Raw genomic sequence first — 16,545 nt, forward strand, 5'->3', positions numbered from 1 at the left:
CGGGCCGTTACGCTAATGAGCGGCGTCATTACCCGCCGATCATCAGAAGCGAACTAAACCAACGTTTTAAGGCGGTAAATCCACTCCAGCGCCTGTTTTGGCGTGAGGCTATCCGGGTCCAATGCTTCCAGCGCGTCTACGGCTGGCGATGTTTCTGCCACCAGCAGCTGCATTTGCGACCCTTCTACAGTGGATGCCGCTGAACTGCCGGAGAGCGCTTCCAGCTCTTTCAGCTTGTTGCGCGCACGTTTGATCACGTCTTTCGGCACGCCCGCTAACGCAGCAACTGCTAAACCATAACTTTTGCTGGCTGCGCCATCTTGTACGCTGTGCATAAATGCAATGGTATCGCCATGCTCCATGGCATCAAGATGCACATTCACTACGCCTTCCATTTTTTCCGGCAGGGTCGTCAGTTCGAAGTAGTGGGTGGCAAACAGCGTCATTGCTTTGATGCGGTTTGCCAGACTCTCCGCACAAGCCCATGCCAGCGACAGCCCATCGTAGGTCGATGTGCCGCGACCGATTTCATCCATCAACACCAGGCTGTTCTCCGTGGCGTTGTGCAGGATGTTGGCCGTTTCCGTCATCTCAACCATAAAGGTTGACCGTCCAGACGCCAGGTCATCAGCCGCACCGACGCGAGTAAAGATGCGATCGATGGGACCCATTATGGTTTCTTCGGCTGGCACATAGCTGCCAATCCACGCCATCAGCGCAATCAATGCAGTCTGACGCATGTAAGTGCTTTTACCGCCCATATTGGGGCCGGTGATGATCAGCATGCGTCGTTGATTTGACAACGATAGCGGGTTAGCAATAAACGGCTCTTTCAGGACCTGTTCCACGACCGGATGGCGGCCTGCGGTGATGCGAATGCCCGCTTTTTCCTGCAACACCGGGCGGCAGTAATTCAGTGTCCAGGCCCGCTCTGCCAGGTTAGCCAGCACATCCAGTTCAGCCAGTGCCGCCGCGCTGATCTGCAGTGCTTCAAGGTGTGGCAGAAGACGGTCGAGCAATGCCTCGTACAGTCCTTTTTCCAGCGCCAGCGCTTTCCCTTTCGAGGTCAGTACTTTGTCTTCGTACTCTTTCAATTCAGGAATGATGTAGCGCTCGGCGTTCTTCAGCGTCTGGCGGCGTACATAGTGAATCGGCACCAGGTGACTTTGGCCGCGGCTGACCTGAATGTAGTAACCATGAATTGCGTTAAAACCTACCTTTAAAGTATCCAGCCCTAGCTTCTCTCGTTCGCGAATTTCCAGGCGGTCGAGATAATCAGTGGCACCGTCGGCCAGCGCACGCCATTCATCTAATTCAGCGCTATAGCCGGGTGCAATCACACCACCGTCACGCACCAGCACGGGAGGGGATTCAATGACGGCTTGTTCCAGCAGCTCGCGCAGTTCAGTAAATTCACCCATCTGCGAACGCAAATTGACCAGTTGAGTCGCCTCGACGCCTTCCAGCTGCTGGTTTAATTCCGGCAGTTGCTGGAATGCATGTCGCATGCGAGCTAAATCACGCGGGCGCGCGGTGCGCAGTGCCAAACGCGCCAGGATGCGTTCCAAATCGCCCACCTGGCGCAGTACCGGCTGCAGTGCTTCACTTAGGGATTGCAGTTCGGCAATCGATTCCTGGCGACGACTGATGGTGGTGACGTCGCGCAGTGGCATATGCAGCCAGCGCTTCAGCATACGGCTGCCCATCGGGGTCACGGTTTTATCCAACACTGCTGCCAGGGTATTTTCGGTACCGCCGGCCAGATTTTGCGTGATTTCCAGGTTGCGGCGAGTGGCTGCATCCATGATTACGCTGTCCTGCTGGCGCTCCATACTTAACGAGCGAATATGTGGCAGGGAGGTGCGTTGGGTATCCTTGACATATTGAAGCAGACAACCTGCAGCGCGTAGCGCCAGATGAGCCTGTTCAACACCAAAGCCGCTGAGATCACGCGTGCCAAATTGCAGGTTTAATTGCTGGCGTGCGGTGTCGATTTCATATTCCCATAGCGGACGACGGCGCAGACCACGGCGCTGATCGATCAGCGCCATGGCCTGGAAATCTTCGGGATAGAGCAGTTCGGCAGGATTAGTGCGCTGGAGTTCTGCCGCCATGGTCTCCTGATCGACCGGTTCGCTCAGGCGAAAACGCCCCGAACTGATATCGAGGGTGGCATAGCCAAACCCGCGCTGGCTCTGGAAGATTGCCGCCAGTAAGTTGTCCTGACGCTCCTGCAGCAGCGCTTCATCACTGATAGTGCCGGGCGTCACAATGCGCACGACTTTACGCTCAACCGGTCCTTTGCTCAGTGCCGGGTCGCCAATCTGTTCACAGATCGCCACGGATTCACCGAGCTGGACCAGTTTTGCCAGATAACCTTCAACAGCATGATAGGGCACGCCCGCCATCGGGATGGGTTCACCCGCTGACGCGCCGCGTTTCGTGAGTGAAATCTCCAGCAGTTGTGATGCTCGCCTGGCGTCGTCGTAAAACAGCTCGTAAAAATCGCCCATGCGATAAAACAGCAGGATTTCGGGATGGTCAGCCTTCAGGCGCAGGTATTGCTGCATCATGGGCGTGTGGCCAGTAAAGTCCATTTGCGCTGCTCCTTTCATCTCGTTTTCGCTCAAAATTCACTCGTTCAATCAGGGCTGCCCGATATGAGCAGGCCAGTGTGGTGCGTTATCTCACAGACGGATAACCAAGGCGCAGATATTAGCATTTTGCCCTGCGCGCATCATCCGCCCGCAATGGATTCTGGCTGCCGACCTTAACAAATTGCGATAAGCAGTAAAAAGTAAAATCGGGGGATAAAGATAAAGTGTGGAGCTGTTCCGCAAATTTTCGCTGCAACCCACTAAAACCAGGGAAAAGCGGCGTAAATTTAAGATATTGCTCTGTATCCCGCTTTGATGAACGATTACCATGTTGGCTTCCGGTTTCATCTGGCTTATGGATATCTAATGCGTTTTAAGGTTGCTTTTCTTCCACTTATTGCCTTGCTTGCTGCCTGCAGCAGTAAGCCTGCAACCCAGCAACAAACCGCCGTTGTGCCTGCACCAAAAGGTGGTTTCTTACTGGAGCCTTCACACGCCGTTCAGCCGATGTTTGGTGATTTCGCGGGGAATCCGGCGGCTGAGCAGTTTATTGATCAAATGGTGGCAAAACACGGTTTTAACCGTGATCAACTGCATGCGGTGATCGGCCAGGCGAAGCGTCTTGATTACGTGCTGCGTCTGATGGACCAACAAGCGCCAAGCTACACGCCGCCGACGGGGCCGAACGGAGCCTGGATCCGCTACCGCAATAAATTCATCACGCCAGATAATGTACAAAATGGCGTGGCATTTTGGGATCAATATCAGGACGCTCTGCAACGCGCTCAGCAGGTTTATGGCGTGCCGCCGGAGATCATCGTCGGAATCATTGGCGTGGAAACACGTTGGGGTCGGGTGATGGGCAAAACGCGTCTACTGGATGCGCTGGCCACCTTATCCTTTAGCTATCCTCGTCGCGCGGCCTACTTCAGCAGCGAACTGGAAACCTTCCTGCTGATGGCGCGCACTGAACAGGATGATCCGCTGGATCTGCGCGGTTCCTTTGCGGGTGCAATGGGGTACGGCCAGTTTATGCCGTCTTCCTATAAAGAGTATGCGGTCGACTTCAATGGTGATGGCCACATTAACTTGTGGGATCCTGTGGATGCGATTGGCAGCGTAGCAAATTACTTTAAAGAGCACGGCTGGCGGGCAGGGCAGAATGTTGCCGTACCGGCAAGCGGGCAGGCTCCTGCGCTGGAAAATGGCTTTAAAACGCTTTATCCGGTGAATACGCTGATGGCGAGCGGCCTGACGCCCCAAGGATCGCTGGACGGTAATAACCAGGCGAGTCTGCTGCGCCTTGATCTTGGCACCAGTTATCAATATTGGTATGGCCTGCCTAACTTCTATGTCATCACGCGTTATAACCACAGCACACACTATGCCATGGCGGTATGGCAGTTGGGCCAGGCAGTGGCGAAAGCGCGTCAGGGCAACATGCTTTAATGCTGTCCTTATAAAGAGTGAGGGTATAAGATGGCGCCCCTTTTGCGGTGCCATCTTCACCGCCTTTCGACTTCTGAGGAATGCTCATGACAACATTACCTGCTTGCCCTGTGTGTCAGGCTGATTATACCTGGCAGGATGGTGAGAACCTGAACTGCCCATCTTGTGGCCATATCTGGTCACCGAGTGCTAATGCAGCATCGGAGGGTTTGGTGGTGCGGGATGCTAATGGCAATCTGCTGGCCGATGGTGACAGCGTTACCGTGGTCAAGGATCTCAAGGTGAAAGGCAGTTCTTCAACCCTGAAGATTGGCACCAAAGTGAAAAGCATTCGTCTGGTTGAAGGCGACCACAACATTGATTGCAAAATCGATGGTTTTGGCCCGATGAAACTCAAATCTGAGTTTGTGAAAAAGAACTGAGTAGGACGGCTGTCCGGCCGCCCCTTATTGTGATCACATCAGCAAACGATCCAGCTCAGCGCACTGCTCAATCGTGAGTTCACCGCCATAATTACGTGAATGGCTGCTCATCGAATCATATTTGCGCGCCACTGCGGTTTTGATAGTCGTGACAAAGTCATCGCCGATGGTGTAAATCGCCATCAGCTTACCAATACGCTGTTGAATCTGTGCCAACTGCGCTAACTCTCCCGCTCGCCATGCGTGCATCGCCTCGGCAAACAACTCCGGTACGATGTTGTTTAATCCGGAAATCACCCCGGCACCGCCTGCCAGCAAATTGGGCAGAAGATATTCGTCATACCCTGAAAGTACGGTGAAATCAGGGCGAACCTTTTTGGTTTCTTCAATCAGGGCTCGATTGTGTGAAAGACAATCCATGGTGTCTTTAATGCCGATAAATTGCGGCAGTTCAGCGGCTAATTCTGCCACCAATGCCGGCGTTAAATCGCAGCCGGTGCGCGCCGGAAAGTTGTAGGCAAACCACTTGCCACCTAACTGTTTATCCAGTGCTTTAAAGTAGCTCAACAGCTGTTTCTGCGTTTGCCCATAGTAGTAAGGCGGCAAAACCATCACGGCGTCATAACCATTTTCCCAGGCGGCTTCAGCGAGCTGCAACATGTCGGGAACACAGGTACTTGAGATATTCGCGACCATGTTCAGTGGCGAAAGCTGACGAGCTTCGCGAATCAGCATCAGCCGTTCCTGTTGGGTCAGCGAAGCAAACTCCCCGATACTGCCCATCAACAACAGCGTATCAATCCCCGAGGCGTTCAGGCGCGCAAAGTGGCGGCCCAGCGCATCAATATCGAGCTTATTATGTTGATCGAAAGGGGTAACTGAAGGACACCAGACGCCGGTTAATTCAGGTTGTGCAGCCATAACGCGATCCTTAATTTTTAAAAATGAAACGTTGTTTTAACTTAGTGCTCGTGACTGACATTAACCAGTGACAAAGGGTAAAAAGGTGAGACATCGCACTTTTCTCTTCGCTTAGCGATTGAGAAAACAGGTAGTGTGATGCTCTTCAGCCAGACAGGAGCGTTGCCATGCAAGACTGGAATCCACAGCTGTATCGTCAATTTGAATCGGAACGCACGCGCCCTGCGCGTGAACTATTAGAACGTATTCCACTAACCGACGTGCATTTCGCGACTGACCTCGGATGCGGTCCCGGCAACAGTACTGAGCTGCTGGCGCAAGCGTGGCCAGACGCGGTGATTACAGGCATCGATAGCTCTGCAGCCATGCTGGAACAAGCGCATGAGCGGTTACCTGCCTGCACTTTTCTGCAGGCGGATATTCGTACTTGGCAGGCTAACCAGCCACAGCAGGTCATCTATGCGAATGCTTCGCTGCAGTGGTTAACCGATCATCACACGCTGCTGCCGCATTTGGTTGAACAGCTGGATATCGGTGGCGCTCTGGCGATACAGATGCCGGACAATCTTGATGAAGCCTCTCACAGCTTGATGCGTAAAGTGGCGGCCAGTGAACGCTGGCAGGCACATATCTCGCCACAGGCCGCCGATCGCAAACGCCTGCTAAGCACGGAACAATATTATGATTTGCTGAGTGATGCAGGCTGTCAGGTGGATATCTGGCGTACCACGTACTATCACCCGATGGCCGATGCGCAGGCCATCATTACCTGGCTCCGTGCCACGGGCTTGCGTCCCTTCCTCGCCGGATTGACTGAACAGCAACAGGCCGATTTTCTGCATGACTATCATCATGCATTAATGCCGGCTTATCCCCCACGCAGCAATGGTCAGGTTTTGCTGGCTTTCCCGCGTTTATTTATGGTGGCAGTGAGAACGCATTAGTATCGTGGAAGCGCGCACGCAAAATGGTGTGACAGAGGTTGAAAAGGGCGCTCTGTTGCACCATTTATGTCTAACGCGCAGCGCCAAAACAGGAGAAGGCGATGAACGACCAACAGTTGCAGCAGCTCAGCCAGCGTATTGGTGAACAGCTGAAGAAACGCAAGGCAACGGTGACCGCGGCGGAATCCTGCACCGGTGGCTGGATTGCCAAAGTGTTTACCGATGTCAGTGGCAGCTCTGCCTGGTTTGAGCGGGGTTTTGTGACCTACAGCAACGAAGCCAAACAGCAGATGGTGGGCGTGCAGGCTGCGACTCTGGCGCAGTATGGCGCGGTCAGTGAGCAAACTGTGCGTGAGATGGCTCAAGGTGCCTGCAATGCCGCCGCCGCTGAGTTTGGCATTGCTGTGAGCGGGATTGCGGGGCCAGATGGCGGTTCAGCAGAAAAGCCAGTGGGTACCGTATGGTTTGCCATTGCCGGACCTGGCGATCGTGTTCTGGCGCAGCGGCAGATCTTTGCCGGAGACCGTGACGCGGTGCGTCGGCAATCCGTCAGCTGGGCGCTGCAAACACTGCTTGATGAATTTCTGACAAATTAAACTTGATACTGTATGGTCATACAGTATAATTACCGGCAACAGAACGAGCAGGCACACAATGATGTCGGCTTACCCAGCATGATTAGGAGTGGAAATGGCGATTGACGAGAACAAACAGAAAGCTTTAGCTGCCGCGCTGGGCCAGATTGAGAAACAATTTGGCAAAGGCTCGATCATGCGCCTGGGTGAAGACCGCTCAATGGACGTAGAAACCATCTCAACCGGTTCACTGTCACTGGATATCGCGTTGGGGGCTGGTGGCTTGCCGATGGGGCGTATCGTTGAGATCTACGGACCAGAATCTTCCGGTAAAACCACGCTGACGCTGCAGGTGATTGCCGCTGCACAGCGTAAAGGTAAAACCTGTGCCTTTATTGATGCTGAACATGCGCTTGATCCGGTGTATGCCAAAAAACTCGGCGTTGATATCGACAATCTGCTGTGTTCGCAGCCGGACACCGGTGAGCAAGCGCTGGAGATTTGTGATGCGTTAGCACGCTCCGGTGCCGTTGATGTGATCATCGTTGACTCCGTTGCGGCACTGACGCCGAAAGCGGAAATCGAAGGTGAAATCGGTGATTCGCACATGGGTCTGGCCGCACGTATGATGAGCCAGGCGATGCGTAAGTTAGCGGGTAACCTGAAGCAGTCCAACACGCTGCTGATCTTCATCAACCAGATTCGTATGAAAATTGGTGTGATGTTCGGTAACCCAGAAACCACCACCGGTGGTAACGCGCTGAAATTCTATGCTTCTGTTCGTCTTGATATCCGCCGTATCGGTGCGATTAAAGAGGGCGATGAAGTGGTCGGTAGCGAAACCCGCGTAAAAGTGGTGAAGAACAAAATCGCTGCGCCATTTAAGCAGGCTGAATTCCAGATTATGTACGGTGAAGGCATCAACACCTTTGGCGAGCTGGTGGATCTCGGCGTGAAACACAAACTGGTTGAGAAAGCCGGTGCGTGGTACAGCTACAACGGTGAAAAGATTGGTCAAGGTAAAGCGAACTCGACCAACTTCCTGAAAGAGAACCCAGCGATTGCTAACGAGATCGATAAGAAGTTACGCGATCTGCTGCTGACGGGTGCAACGGCTGGAGCGGGTGCAGCAGAAATTTCTGCTGATGACTACGAAGAAGCTAGCGAAACCAACGAAGATTTCTAAGATTTACCCCTACGGGAGCAGCGATGCTCCCGTTTGCTTTTCCCCGTCAACACTTCCCCTGATCGTTTTCTTGCTTTACCCTGCGCAACAGTCAGAACAAGGTCAAATTCATGTCATCATCACCTTCAACGGCTTCGGTGCCGACATTTTCCCGTTTGCTGGATCGTGCCATGCGTGTCTTATCGCAGCGAGACCACAGTCGTGACGAATTGAAACGCAAGCTGCAACTCTCTTCTCAGCGTGCAGCTTATCTGAAGCAAGAAGAAAATGTGCCGATACCGGATGAGCTGCTGGAAAAGGTGCTCGACTGGTGCCAGGAGAGTGGCTGGCTCAACGATCAGCGCTTCACCGAACGCTTTATCCAAAGTCGCGCACGTAAAGGTTACGGCTCACAGCGCGTGCGCATGGAATTACAGCAGAAGGGCATCAGCCGCGATGAGATCAATCAGGCGATGATGGATACTGAAGTGGACTGGAGCCAATGCGCGGCCGATTTGGCTAAGCGTAAGTTTGGTGATCCTCTGCCGCAAACCTGGGCTGAGAAAAGCAAGGTACAGCGCTTTTTAATGGCTAAAGGCTTTATGATGGAAGATATTCAGGCAGTTTTTAGAAATATTGACGACTGAAAGGCGATGGGATTTTACTTCCCACTGAAGAAAATTTATCTTATTCCCACTTTTTGTTCCTCAATCAGCGGTAAACCTGCAGATGTGGTTTGCCCGCGAAAGGGAACGTTCGTTAGCGTGATTCCAGGAATTATATGAGCAAGAGCACTGCTGAGATCCGTCAAGCGTTTCTCGACTTTTTTCATAGCAAGGGACATCAGGTTGTAGCCAGCAGCTCCCTCGTACCGAACAACGACCCAACGTTGCTGTTTACCAATGCGGGAATGGTGCAGTTTAAAGACGTTTTCCTCGGTCAGGATAAACGCGATTATGCACGCGCAACTACGTCTCAACGTTGTGTGCGCGCCGGTGGTAAGCACAACGATCTTGAGAACGTGGGTTACACCGCTCGTCACCACACCTTCTTTGAAATGCTGGGTAATTTCAGCTTTGGCGACTACTTCAAGAAAGAAGCGATTGCTTATGCCTGGGAACTGCTGACGGGTGAGCAGTGGTTCAAGCTGCCGAAAGAGCGTCTGTGGGTCACCGTTTATGAAACCGATGATGAAGCCTTCGAAATCTGGGCTAACGATGTCGGCGTGCCGCGCGAACGTATTATTCGCATCGGCGATAACAAAGGCAGCGCTTACGCGTCTGACAACTTCTGGCAGATGGGTGATACCGGCCCTTGTGGTCCGTGCACCGAAATTTTCTACGATCACGGCGACCATATCTGGGGTGGCCCGCCGGGTAGCCCGGAAGAAGATGGCGATCGCTATATTGAGATCTGGAACATCGTTTTCATGCAGTTCAACCGTCAGGCTGACGGCACCATGGAGCCTCTACCGAAGCCGTCTGTTGACACCGGTATGGGTCTGGAGCGTATCGCCGCGGTACTGCAGCATGTTAACTCCAACTATGAAATCGATCTGTTTGCCAAACTGATCAAGGCTGTGGCTCAGGTCACAGGTGCAACCGATCTCAACAATAAATCGTTGCGCGTGATTGCTGACCACATCCGTTCCTGTGCATTCCTGATCGCTGATGGCGTCATCCCATCGAATGAAAACCGTGGCTACGTGCTGCGCCGTATCATTCGTCGTGCAGTGCGTCATGGCAATATGTTGGGAGCTAAAGAAGCCTTCTTCTACAAACTGGTTGCGCCATTGATCGACGTCATGGGTGATGCCGGTGAAGATCTGAAACGCCAGCAGAAGCATGTTGAAAACACGCTGAAAAATGAAGAAGAGCAATTTGCCAAAACGCTGGAACGCGGCCTGGCATTGCTGGATGAAGAGTTGGCCAATCTGCAAGGTGATACGCTGGATGGCGAAACGGTCTTCCGTCTGTATGACACCTTCGGTTTCCCGGCCGATTTGACGGCTGACGTCTGCCGCGAGCGCAATCTGAAGATTGATGAAGCGGGCTTCGAAACAGCCATGGAACAGCAGCGCCAGCGTGCGCGTGAGGCCAGTGGTTTTGGCGCGGACTACAACAGCGTGATTCGCTTTGATGCTGCCACTGACTTCAAAGGTTATGACCAGCTGCAGGCTGAAGGCACCGTGCAGGCGCTGTTCGTTGGCGGTCAGCAAGTTGAGCAGATCGCGGCTGGCCAGGAAGCGGTAGTGATTCTGGATCAAACACCATTCTATGGCGAGTCAGGTGGCCAGGTGGGCGATACCGGCGTGCTGACTGGGCAGAATGCTGAATTCAGCGTCCAGGATACTCAGAAGTATGGCAAAGCCTTTGGTCATATCGGTAAGCTTAACCGCGGTGAGCTGCGTGTGGGTGACCGCCTCAATGCACAAGTGGATGAAGAGCGCCGTGCGCGTATTATTCTCAACCACTCCGCAACACATCTGATGCATGAAGCGTTACGTGAAGTATTGGGCGATCATGTAGGTCAGAAAGGCTCACTCAACAACGATAAATACCTGCGCTTCGACTTTTCTCATACCGAAGCGATGAAGCCAGAGCAGATTCGCACCGTTGAAGATATCGTTAATACCCAGATTCGTCGCAATTTACTCATCCAGACTGAAGTGATGGATCTGGATGAAGCGAAAGCGCGCGGTGCAACGGCGTTGTTCGGTGAGAAGTATGAACAGCGTGTGCGCGTGGTCAGCATGGGTGAATATTCCGTTGAGCTGTGCGGCGGTACGCACGCAGCGCGCACTGGCGACATTGGCCTGTTCCGCATTCAGTCTGAATCCGGAACGGCGGCAGGTGTGCGTCGTATTGAAGCGTTGACGGGTGAAGGCGCAATGGCTCAGCTGCATGCGCAGAGCGATCAGATAACTGAAATTGCGCAGGTGGTTAAAGCTAACAGCAGTAATCTGAATGAGAAAGTACGCGGTCTGGTTGATCATGTTCGCGCGCTGGAAAAAGAACTGCAGCAGCTACGCGATCAGCAAGCGGCGCAAGAGAGTGCCTCGCTGAGCAGTAAAGCAGTGGACGTGAAGGGTACCAAACTGCTGGTCAGCGAGCTTAACAACGTTGAGCCGAAGATGCTGCGCACCATGATGGATGACCTGAAGAATCAGCTCGGTTCGGCCATCATCGTGCTGGCAACTATTGCTGAAGGTAAGGTTTCCCTGATTGCTGGGGTGACTAAAGACCTGACTGACCGCGTCAAAGCGGGTGAGCTGGTCGGCGAACTGGCCGCTCAGGTTGGCGGTAAAGGCGGCGGTCGTCCTGATATGGCACAGGCGGGTGGTACAAACCCTGAGGCACTGGCTGGCGCACTGGCTGGCGTGTCGGAGTGGGTGAGTAACCGACTGTAACGAATTAAAATTCAGCATCGTGAGCAGCGCCAGAACCCCCGTGTTCTGGCGCTTTTTAACGCGGTGTGCACCCGATAATGACAAAGTCCGGTTGATGTAGTGTATTTCGGCTAAACTAACTATCAGCAGAATGTATTGGCGTGGCGATGCACAATGGTGTATTTGTCATAGACATTGTTCAGCGTTATATGATGGATATGGCCGGGAGACCGAACAGGCCCGACTCTTTTAATCTTTCAAGGAGCAAAGAATGCTTATTCTAACTCGTCGAGTTGGTGAAACCCTCATGATTGGCGATGAGGTGACTGTAACGGTGCTGGGTGTTAAAGGTAACCAGGTCCGTATTGGCGTCAATGCGCCTAAAGAAGTTTCGGTGCATCGCGAAGAAATCTATCAGCGTATCCAGGCCGAAAAAACTCAGCAAACGAGTTACTAACGGATTCAGCGTCTCGCATCCTGCGAGGCGCTACCGCTTTTATCCCCCCATCTTAATTTTTTCCGCCCTTAACCTCATTTTCTTTCTTCCCATTTTGTTAACTGCAACGTGCTTTCGCTGTTGATTAATCACTCTTTTTGTCGGCAAAACATCCTAATTGCGCGTCATTTGTGCAAACAGAACGATATCCAGAAAAAGTCGGGAAAAATTGTTTGACTTATAAGTGCGGGAAAGTAATATGTGCGCCACGCAGTGCCGATGAGCAGAAACAAGTTCAGAAGCACGGTTCGGAAGAACGCGTAAGGTGAGGTGGCCGAGAGGCTGAAGGCGCTCCCCTGCTAAGGGAGTATGCGGTCAAAAGCTGCATCCGGGGTTCGAATCCCCGCCTCACCGCCATTTCCGATGCATCCATAGCTCAGCTGGATAGAGTACTCGGCTACGAACCGAGCGGTCGGAGGTTCGAATCCTCCTGGATGCACCATTCGGAAAACTGAAGTAAGAGTGAACGAGCAGTTCCTTTCATGGTGAGTTGTCAGCACCCTGCGTTGTACAAGAATTAACTCGATGCATCCATAGCTCAGCTGGATAGAGTACTCGGCTACGAACCGAGCGGTCGGAGGTTCGAATCCTCCTGGATGCACCATTCTTCGTATCATTCCCAGGTTGATTGCAGTAAGTCCATCGTAAGAAAATCTCTCAATGCATCCATAGCTCAGCTGGATAGAGTACTCGGCTACGAACCGAGCGGTCGGAGGTTCGAATCCTCCTGGATGCACCATTCTGTTTTCTTCATGCTATTCTCAAACTGTTTCATCCGTAACATCAGTTATACCCCAATGCATCCATAGCTCAGCTGGATAGAGTACTCGGCTACGAACCGAGCGGTCGGAGGTTCGAATCCTCCTGGATGCACCATATTTTCGAATAGGGAAAGTGCCTCAGTGTGTCATGACGTGGTAAACGTTCAGGCCGCACTAAGGAGAATAACGTTGCTTCAGCAACGGCCCGAAGGGCGAGGCGAAAGCCGAGTAATCCTCCTGGATGCACCATCTCCTGTTCGAAACAATCAACGTCCGCTTTCTGAATTTACTTCCCATTTTTCTTCATCACACAAAAACCACTTATATAACCGCAATTTATCCCCGGCATGGCTACCTGACCTTTTTCCGAAAACAAAAATAGCTAATGCTTTCAAAGCATTTGCTGTTAAGCACACCTGGCGACAACCTAAGCGCATTACGCTAAAGTAATGGCTCATTTTGTGGTGCTCGATGGAGTGACAATGTACGACCAATATGACGCCCTGATTTTCGATATGGACGGCACAATCCTGGATACTGAGCCGACACATCGAAAAGCCTGGCAGCAGGTGCTGAGCCGTTACGGTTTCACTATGGATGAGAAAAAAATGGTGAGTTTTAATGGCGCACCCACCTGGCAGCTGGCGCAGTACATTCTTGAGCAGAACAATGCTGAGCATGATCCTCATTTGCTGGCCGCGGAGAAAACCGAAGCGCTCAAGGCGATGTTGCTGGATGATGTACGCCCTTTACCGTTAATGGACGTGGTGAAAGCGTATCACGGTCGTCGTCCCATGGCGGTGGGTACCGGCAGTGAACATAGCCTGGCAAAGGCTCTGCTTGAAGCCTTGGGTGTCTATCATCTGTTTGATGCCGTTGTCGGCGCGGATGATGTGCAGCGCCATAAACCCCAACCTGATACTTTTTTACGCTGCGCCGAGTTAATAGGCGTGGCACCTGAACGCTGTGTGGTATTTGAAGATGCTGACTTTGGTGTTCAGGCGGCGCGAGCCGCGGGCATGGATGTGGTTGATGTCCGTTTACTGTGAATGAAATTCTGACCTATGGATCGTTATTCGGCAGTAGCTTTCTGAGTGCCACTCTCCTTCCAGGAAGTTCAGAGGCTGTGCTGATTGCTTTACTGATCGCCCAAAAGGGTTCGATCTATGGATTGTTATTGGCCGCATCAGTGGGAAACACGCTGGGTGGCCTGACCAACATTATTCTTGGTCGCCTCATGCCGCCAAAAGGGCAGGGGCGATGGCATGACACAGCAATGACGTGGTTACATCGATTGGGTCCTGCAGCGCTGCTTTTAAGCTGGCTGCCGGTAGTGGGCGACCTGCTTTGCGTGCTTGCAGGCTGGTTGCGCTTTGCCTGGCTGCCCTCGGTGCTGTTCCTCGCCATCGGTAAAACGCTGCGTTATATCGTTATCGCGACCGCCACATTACAAACAATGCAATGGTGGCATTGATTCGCACAGATTCGAGGCTACGGTTAACATTATGCTGAACAAAAATAAATTATTCGCACAGCGGGAGGTTAATGTGATCCCGGACGTATCAAAAGCGCTTTCCTGGTTGGAAGCGCATCCCGACGCGTTGAAGGGTATCGGCCGTGGCATTGAACGCGAGACTTTGCGCGTTAATCCAAATGGTCACCTGGCAACCACCGGACATCCTGAATCCCTGGGTTCAGCGCTGAAGCACAGTTGGATTACCACTGATTTTGCCGAAACGCTGCTGGAGTTCATTACGCCTGTCGATCAAAGCATTGATCGTTCACTGGCTTTCCTGCGTGATATTCATCGCCACACTGCGCGAGAGTTAGGTCAGGAACGCATGTGGCCGTTCAGTATGCCGGGTTACGTTGAAGATGTTGATAGCATTGAGCTGGCGCAATATGGCAGCTCTAACATCGGCAAGATGAAAACCCTCTATCGGCAGGGACTGAAAAATCGCTACAGCGCACTGATGCAGATTATCTCAGGTGTGCATTATAACTTCTCGCTGCCACTGTCGTTCTGGCAGGAGTGGGCGGATGTAAAAGATGCGGAAAGCGGCAAAGAGACCATTTCTGCCGGATATCTGCGTTTGATCCGCAACTATTATCGTTTTGGTTGGGTGATCCCTTATCTGTTCGGTGCATCTCCAGCGATCTGTTCATCGTTCCTGCAGGGACGTGAAAGCAAATTACCCTTTGAAACGGACGGCAAAGGCACCTTGTGGCTGCCGTATGCCACTTCGCTGCGCCTCAGTGATTTAGGCTACACCAACAAGTCGCAAAGTGGTTTGGGCATCACTTTTAACTCGCTCGACGGTTACGTTGCTGCGCTGAAAGCGGCGATCAAGACGCCGTCAGAAGAGTATGCGGCCATGGGCACCAAAGATGCAGACGGCAACTGGCTGCAACTGAACACCAACGTGTTGCAGATTGAAAACGAACTGTATGCACCTATTCGTCCAAAACGTGTGACTCGTTCGGGCGAAGCGCCTTCTGATGCATTGTTACGCGGTGGTATCGAGTACATCGAAGTGCGTTCTCTGGATATCAACCCGTTTTCTGCGATTGGCGTGGACGCCAATCAGGCGCGTTTCCTCGACCTGTTCCTGATTTGGTGTACTCTGGCGGATGCTCCTGAGATGAGTTCTGACGAGCTGTTATGCAGCCGTAAAAACTGGAACCGCGTGGTTATGGAAGGACGTAAGCCGGGCCAGGTGATTGGTGTAGGTTGTAGCGATACAGAACATCCGCTGGTTGATGTGGGTAAAGCCCTGTTTGCCGATCTTCGTCGTGTTGCCGAGGTGCTCGACAGCAATTATGGCAGCACGCAATATCAACAGGTTTGTGATCAACTGGTGGCATCGTTTGATGATCCTGAGCTAACCTATTCAGCGCGTATTCTGCATGCCATCAAAGAAAATGGCTTAACCGGCGCAGGTGTGGCACTGGCTGAACAGTATCGTCATCTGCTGTGTGAAGAGCCGTTAGAGATTTTGACCGAAGATGACTTTAGCCGTCAGGCGTTGGAATCGGTACAGGCGCAGGAAAAGCTGGAACAGAGTGATACGCTGGATTTCGAAAGTTATCTGGCAGGTCGCGAAGGCTAAAAAGAAAATGGCCACATCATTGTGGCCAAAATTAACATCTCTGTTGTCAGGGATGATGATAACAAATGCGCGTCTTTCATATATTCAGACGTTGGGCGAACGGAAAAGTTTCATCGTTTTAAAAAAAAATCTCAAAACAGGAGGTGACGTATGCCACTACTGGATAGTTTTACTGTTGATCACACCATCATGGGTGCACCCGCTGTGCGCGTTGCAAAAACCATGAACACTCCGCATGGCGATACCATCACCGTTTTTGACCTGCGTTTCTGCCGTCCGAATATCGATATTCTGACTGAGCGCGGCATCCATACGCTGGAGCACCTGTTCGCTGGCTTTATGCGTAATCACCTCAATGGTGATGGCGTGGAAATCGTTGATATCTCGCCAATGGGTTGCCGCACCGGCTTCTACATGAGCCTGATTGGTGAACCAGACGAGCAGCGTGTAGCGAAAGCGTGGAAAGGGGCGATGGAAGATGTTCTGAAAGTGAAAGAACAGAGCCAGATCCCGGAACTGAATGAATACCAGTGTGGTAGCTACAAGCTACACTCACTCGACGAAGCGCAGCAGATTGCGCGTAACGTGTTGGCGCATGAGATTGGCGTGAACCGTAACGAAGACCTGAAACTGCCGGCTGAGAAGCTGAAAGAGCTGCACATCTAGTGCCTGTCTAAGCAGAAATGAAAACGCCGCGATGTTCGCGGCGTTTTTTTT

General features: G+C 52.3%; 14 protein-coding genes and 5 tRNA genes. 17 read left to right on the forward strand and 2 right to left on the reverse strand.

All coding sequences use genetic code 11. From position 1 onward, the window contains the following. Positions 1-53 precede the first annotated feature (53 nt). Positions 54-2,615: a DNA mismatch repair protein MutS gene (gene mutS, locus VI01_RS20215; RefSeq protein WP_369801889.1), complete on the reverse strand. Its 2,562-nt coding sequence runs from the start codon at positions 2,613-2,615 to the stop codon at positions 54-56. Between the two features lie 348 nt (positions 2,616-2,963). Here mutS and mltB point away from each other — a divergent pair, with 348 nt between their 5' ends. Continuing rightward, a complete protein-coding gene (gene mltB / locus VI01_RS20220; protein ID WP_045816437.1) occupies positions 2,964-4,046 on the forward strand; it encodes a lytic murein transglycosylase B in 1,083 nt (360 codons plus the stop codon). Positions 4,047-4,132: 86 nt separating this feature from the next. Next, complete coding sequence (locus tag VI01_RS20225) at positions 4,133-4,468, forward strand: zinc ribbon domain-containing protein YjdM (protein ID WP_045816438.1); 336 nt, start codon at positions 4,133-4,135, stop codon at positions 4,466-4,468. Positions 4,469-4,501: 33 nt separating this feature from the next. Here VI01_RS20225 and VI01_RS20230 read toward each other — a convergent pair whose 3' ends face one another. Further along, positions 4,502-5,389 carry a dihydrodipicolinate synthase family protein gene (locus VI01_RS20230; RefSeq protein WP_045816439.1) on the reverse strand — a complete coding sequence of 296 codons (888 nt, stop codon included), beginning with the start codon at positions 5,387-5,389 and terminating at the stop codon, positions 4,502-4,504. A 167-nt stretch (positions 5,390-5,556) separates the two neighbouring features. Between VI01_RS20230 and tam the strand changes: the two genes are divergently transcribed. The 15 genes from tam (at position 5,557) to luxS (ending at position 16,494) form a co-directional block, all read left to right on the forward strand. Further along, positions 5,557-6,333, forward strand: coding sequence for a trans-aconitate 2-methyltransferase (tam, locus tag VI01_RS20235; RefSeq protein ID WP_045816440.1), 777 nt, complete (start codon positions 5,557-5,559; stop codon positions 6,331-6,333). A gap of 101 nt (positions 6,334-6,434) precedes the next feature. Then, the gene (gene pncC / locus VI01_RS20240; protein WP_045816441.1) at positions 6,435-6,929 is read left to right on the forward strand and encodes a nicotinamide-nucleotide amidase; all 495 of its coding nucleotides are present in this window, start codon (positions 6,435-6,437) and stop codon (positions 6,927-6,929) included. 94 nt (positions 6,930-7,023) lie between these two features. Continuing rightward, positions 7,024-8,094: a recombinase RecA gene (gene recA, locus VI01_RS20245; RefSeq protein WP_034822205.1), complete on the forward strand. Its 1,071-nt coding sequence runs from the start codon at positions 7,024-7,026 to the stop codon at positions 8,092-8,094. A gap of 110 nt (positions 8,095-8,204) precedes the next feature. Further along, positions 8,205-8,720 carry a regulatory protein RecX gene (locus VI01_RS20250; RefSeq protein ID WP_197079611.1) on the forward strand — a complete coding sequence of 172 codons (516 nt, stop codon included), beginning with the start codon at positions 8,205-8,207 and terminating at the stop codon, positions 8,718-8,720. A gap of 134 nt (positions 8,721-8,854) precedes the next feature. Further along, positions 8,855-11,482, forward strand: a complete 2,628-nt coding sequence (gene alaS, locus VI01_RS20255; RefSeq protein WP_045816442.1) for an alanine--tRNA ligase — start codon at positions 8,855-8,857, stop codon at positions 11,480-11,482. Positions 11,483-11,732: 250 nt separating this feature from the next. Beyond that, the gene (csrA, locus tag VI01_RS20260; protein ID WP_004155916.1) at positions 11,733-11,918 is read left to right on the forward strand and encodes a carbon storage regulator CsrA; all 186 of its coding nucleotides are present in this window, start codon (positions 11,733-11,735) and stop codon (positions 11,916-11,918) included. 303 nt (positions 11,919-12,221) lie between these two features. Further along, positions 12,222-12,314: transfer RNA gene (locus VI01_RS20265), tRNA-Ser, on the forward strand. An 8-nt stretch (positions 12,315-12,322) separates the two neighbouring features. After that, positions 12,323-12,399: transfer RNA gene (locus VI01_RS20270), tRNA-Arg, on the forward strand. Positions 12,400-12,484: 85 nt separating this feature from the next. After that, a tRNA-Arg gene (locus tag VI01_RS20275) sits at positions 12,485-12,561 on the forward strand. A gap of 58 nt (positions 12,562-12,619) precedes the next feature. After that, positions 12,620-12,696: transfer RNA gene (locus VI01_RS20280), tRNA-Arg, on the forward strand. Positions 12,697-12,756: 60 nt separating this feature from the next. Further along, positions 12,757-12,833: transfer RNA gene (locus VI01_RS20285), tRNA-Arg, on the forward strand. A gap of 367 nt (positions 12,834-13,200) precedes the next feature. Continuing rightward, complete coding sequence (gene yqaB, locus VI01_RS20290) at positions 13,201-13,767, forward strand: fructose-1-phosphate/6-phosphogluconate phosphatase (protein WP_045816443.1); 567 nt, start codon at positions 13,201-13,203, stop codon at positions 13,765-13,767. Next, positions 13,764-14,192, forward strand: coding sequence for a YqaA family protein (locus tag VI01_RS20295; RefSeq protein WP_034822213.1), 429 nt, complete (start codon positions 13,764-13,766; stop codon positions 14,190-14,192). The genes yqaB and VI01_RS20295 overlap by 4 nt, the downstream gene beginning before the upstream one ends. Before the next feature lie 31 nt (positions 14,193-14,223). Then, positions 14,224-15,828 carry a glutamate--cysteine ligase gene (gene gshA, locus VI01_RS20300; protein WP_034822215.1) on the forward strand — a complete coding sequence of 535 codons (1,605 nt, stop codon included), beginning with the start codon at positions 14,224-14,226 and terminating at the stop codon, positions 15,826-15,828. 150 nt (positions 15,829-15,978) lie between these two features. Then, complete coding sequence (luxS, locus tag VI01_RS20305; RefSeq protein ID WP_034822217.1) at positions 15,979-16,494, forward strand: S-ribosylhomocysteine lyase; 516 nt, start codon at positions 15,979-15,981, stop codon at positions 16,492-16,494. Positions 16,495-16,545: the final 51 nt, after the last annotated feature.

This window comes from Pantoea sp. SM3 (assembly GCF_000963995.1).
In the GTDB taxonomy this organism is placed as follows: domain Bacteria; phylum Pseudomonadota; class Gammaproteobacteria; order Enterobacterales; family Enterobacteriaceae; genus Pantoea; species Pantoea rwandensis_B.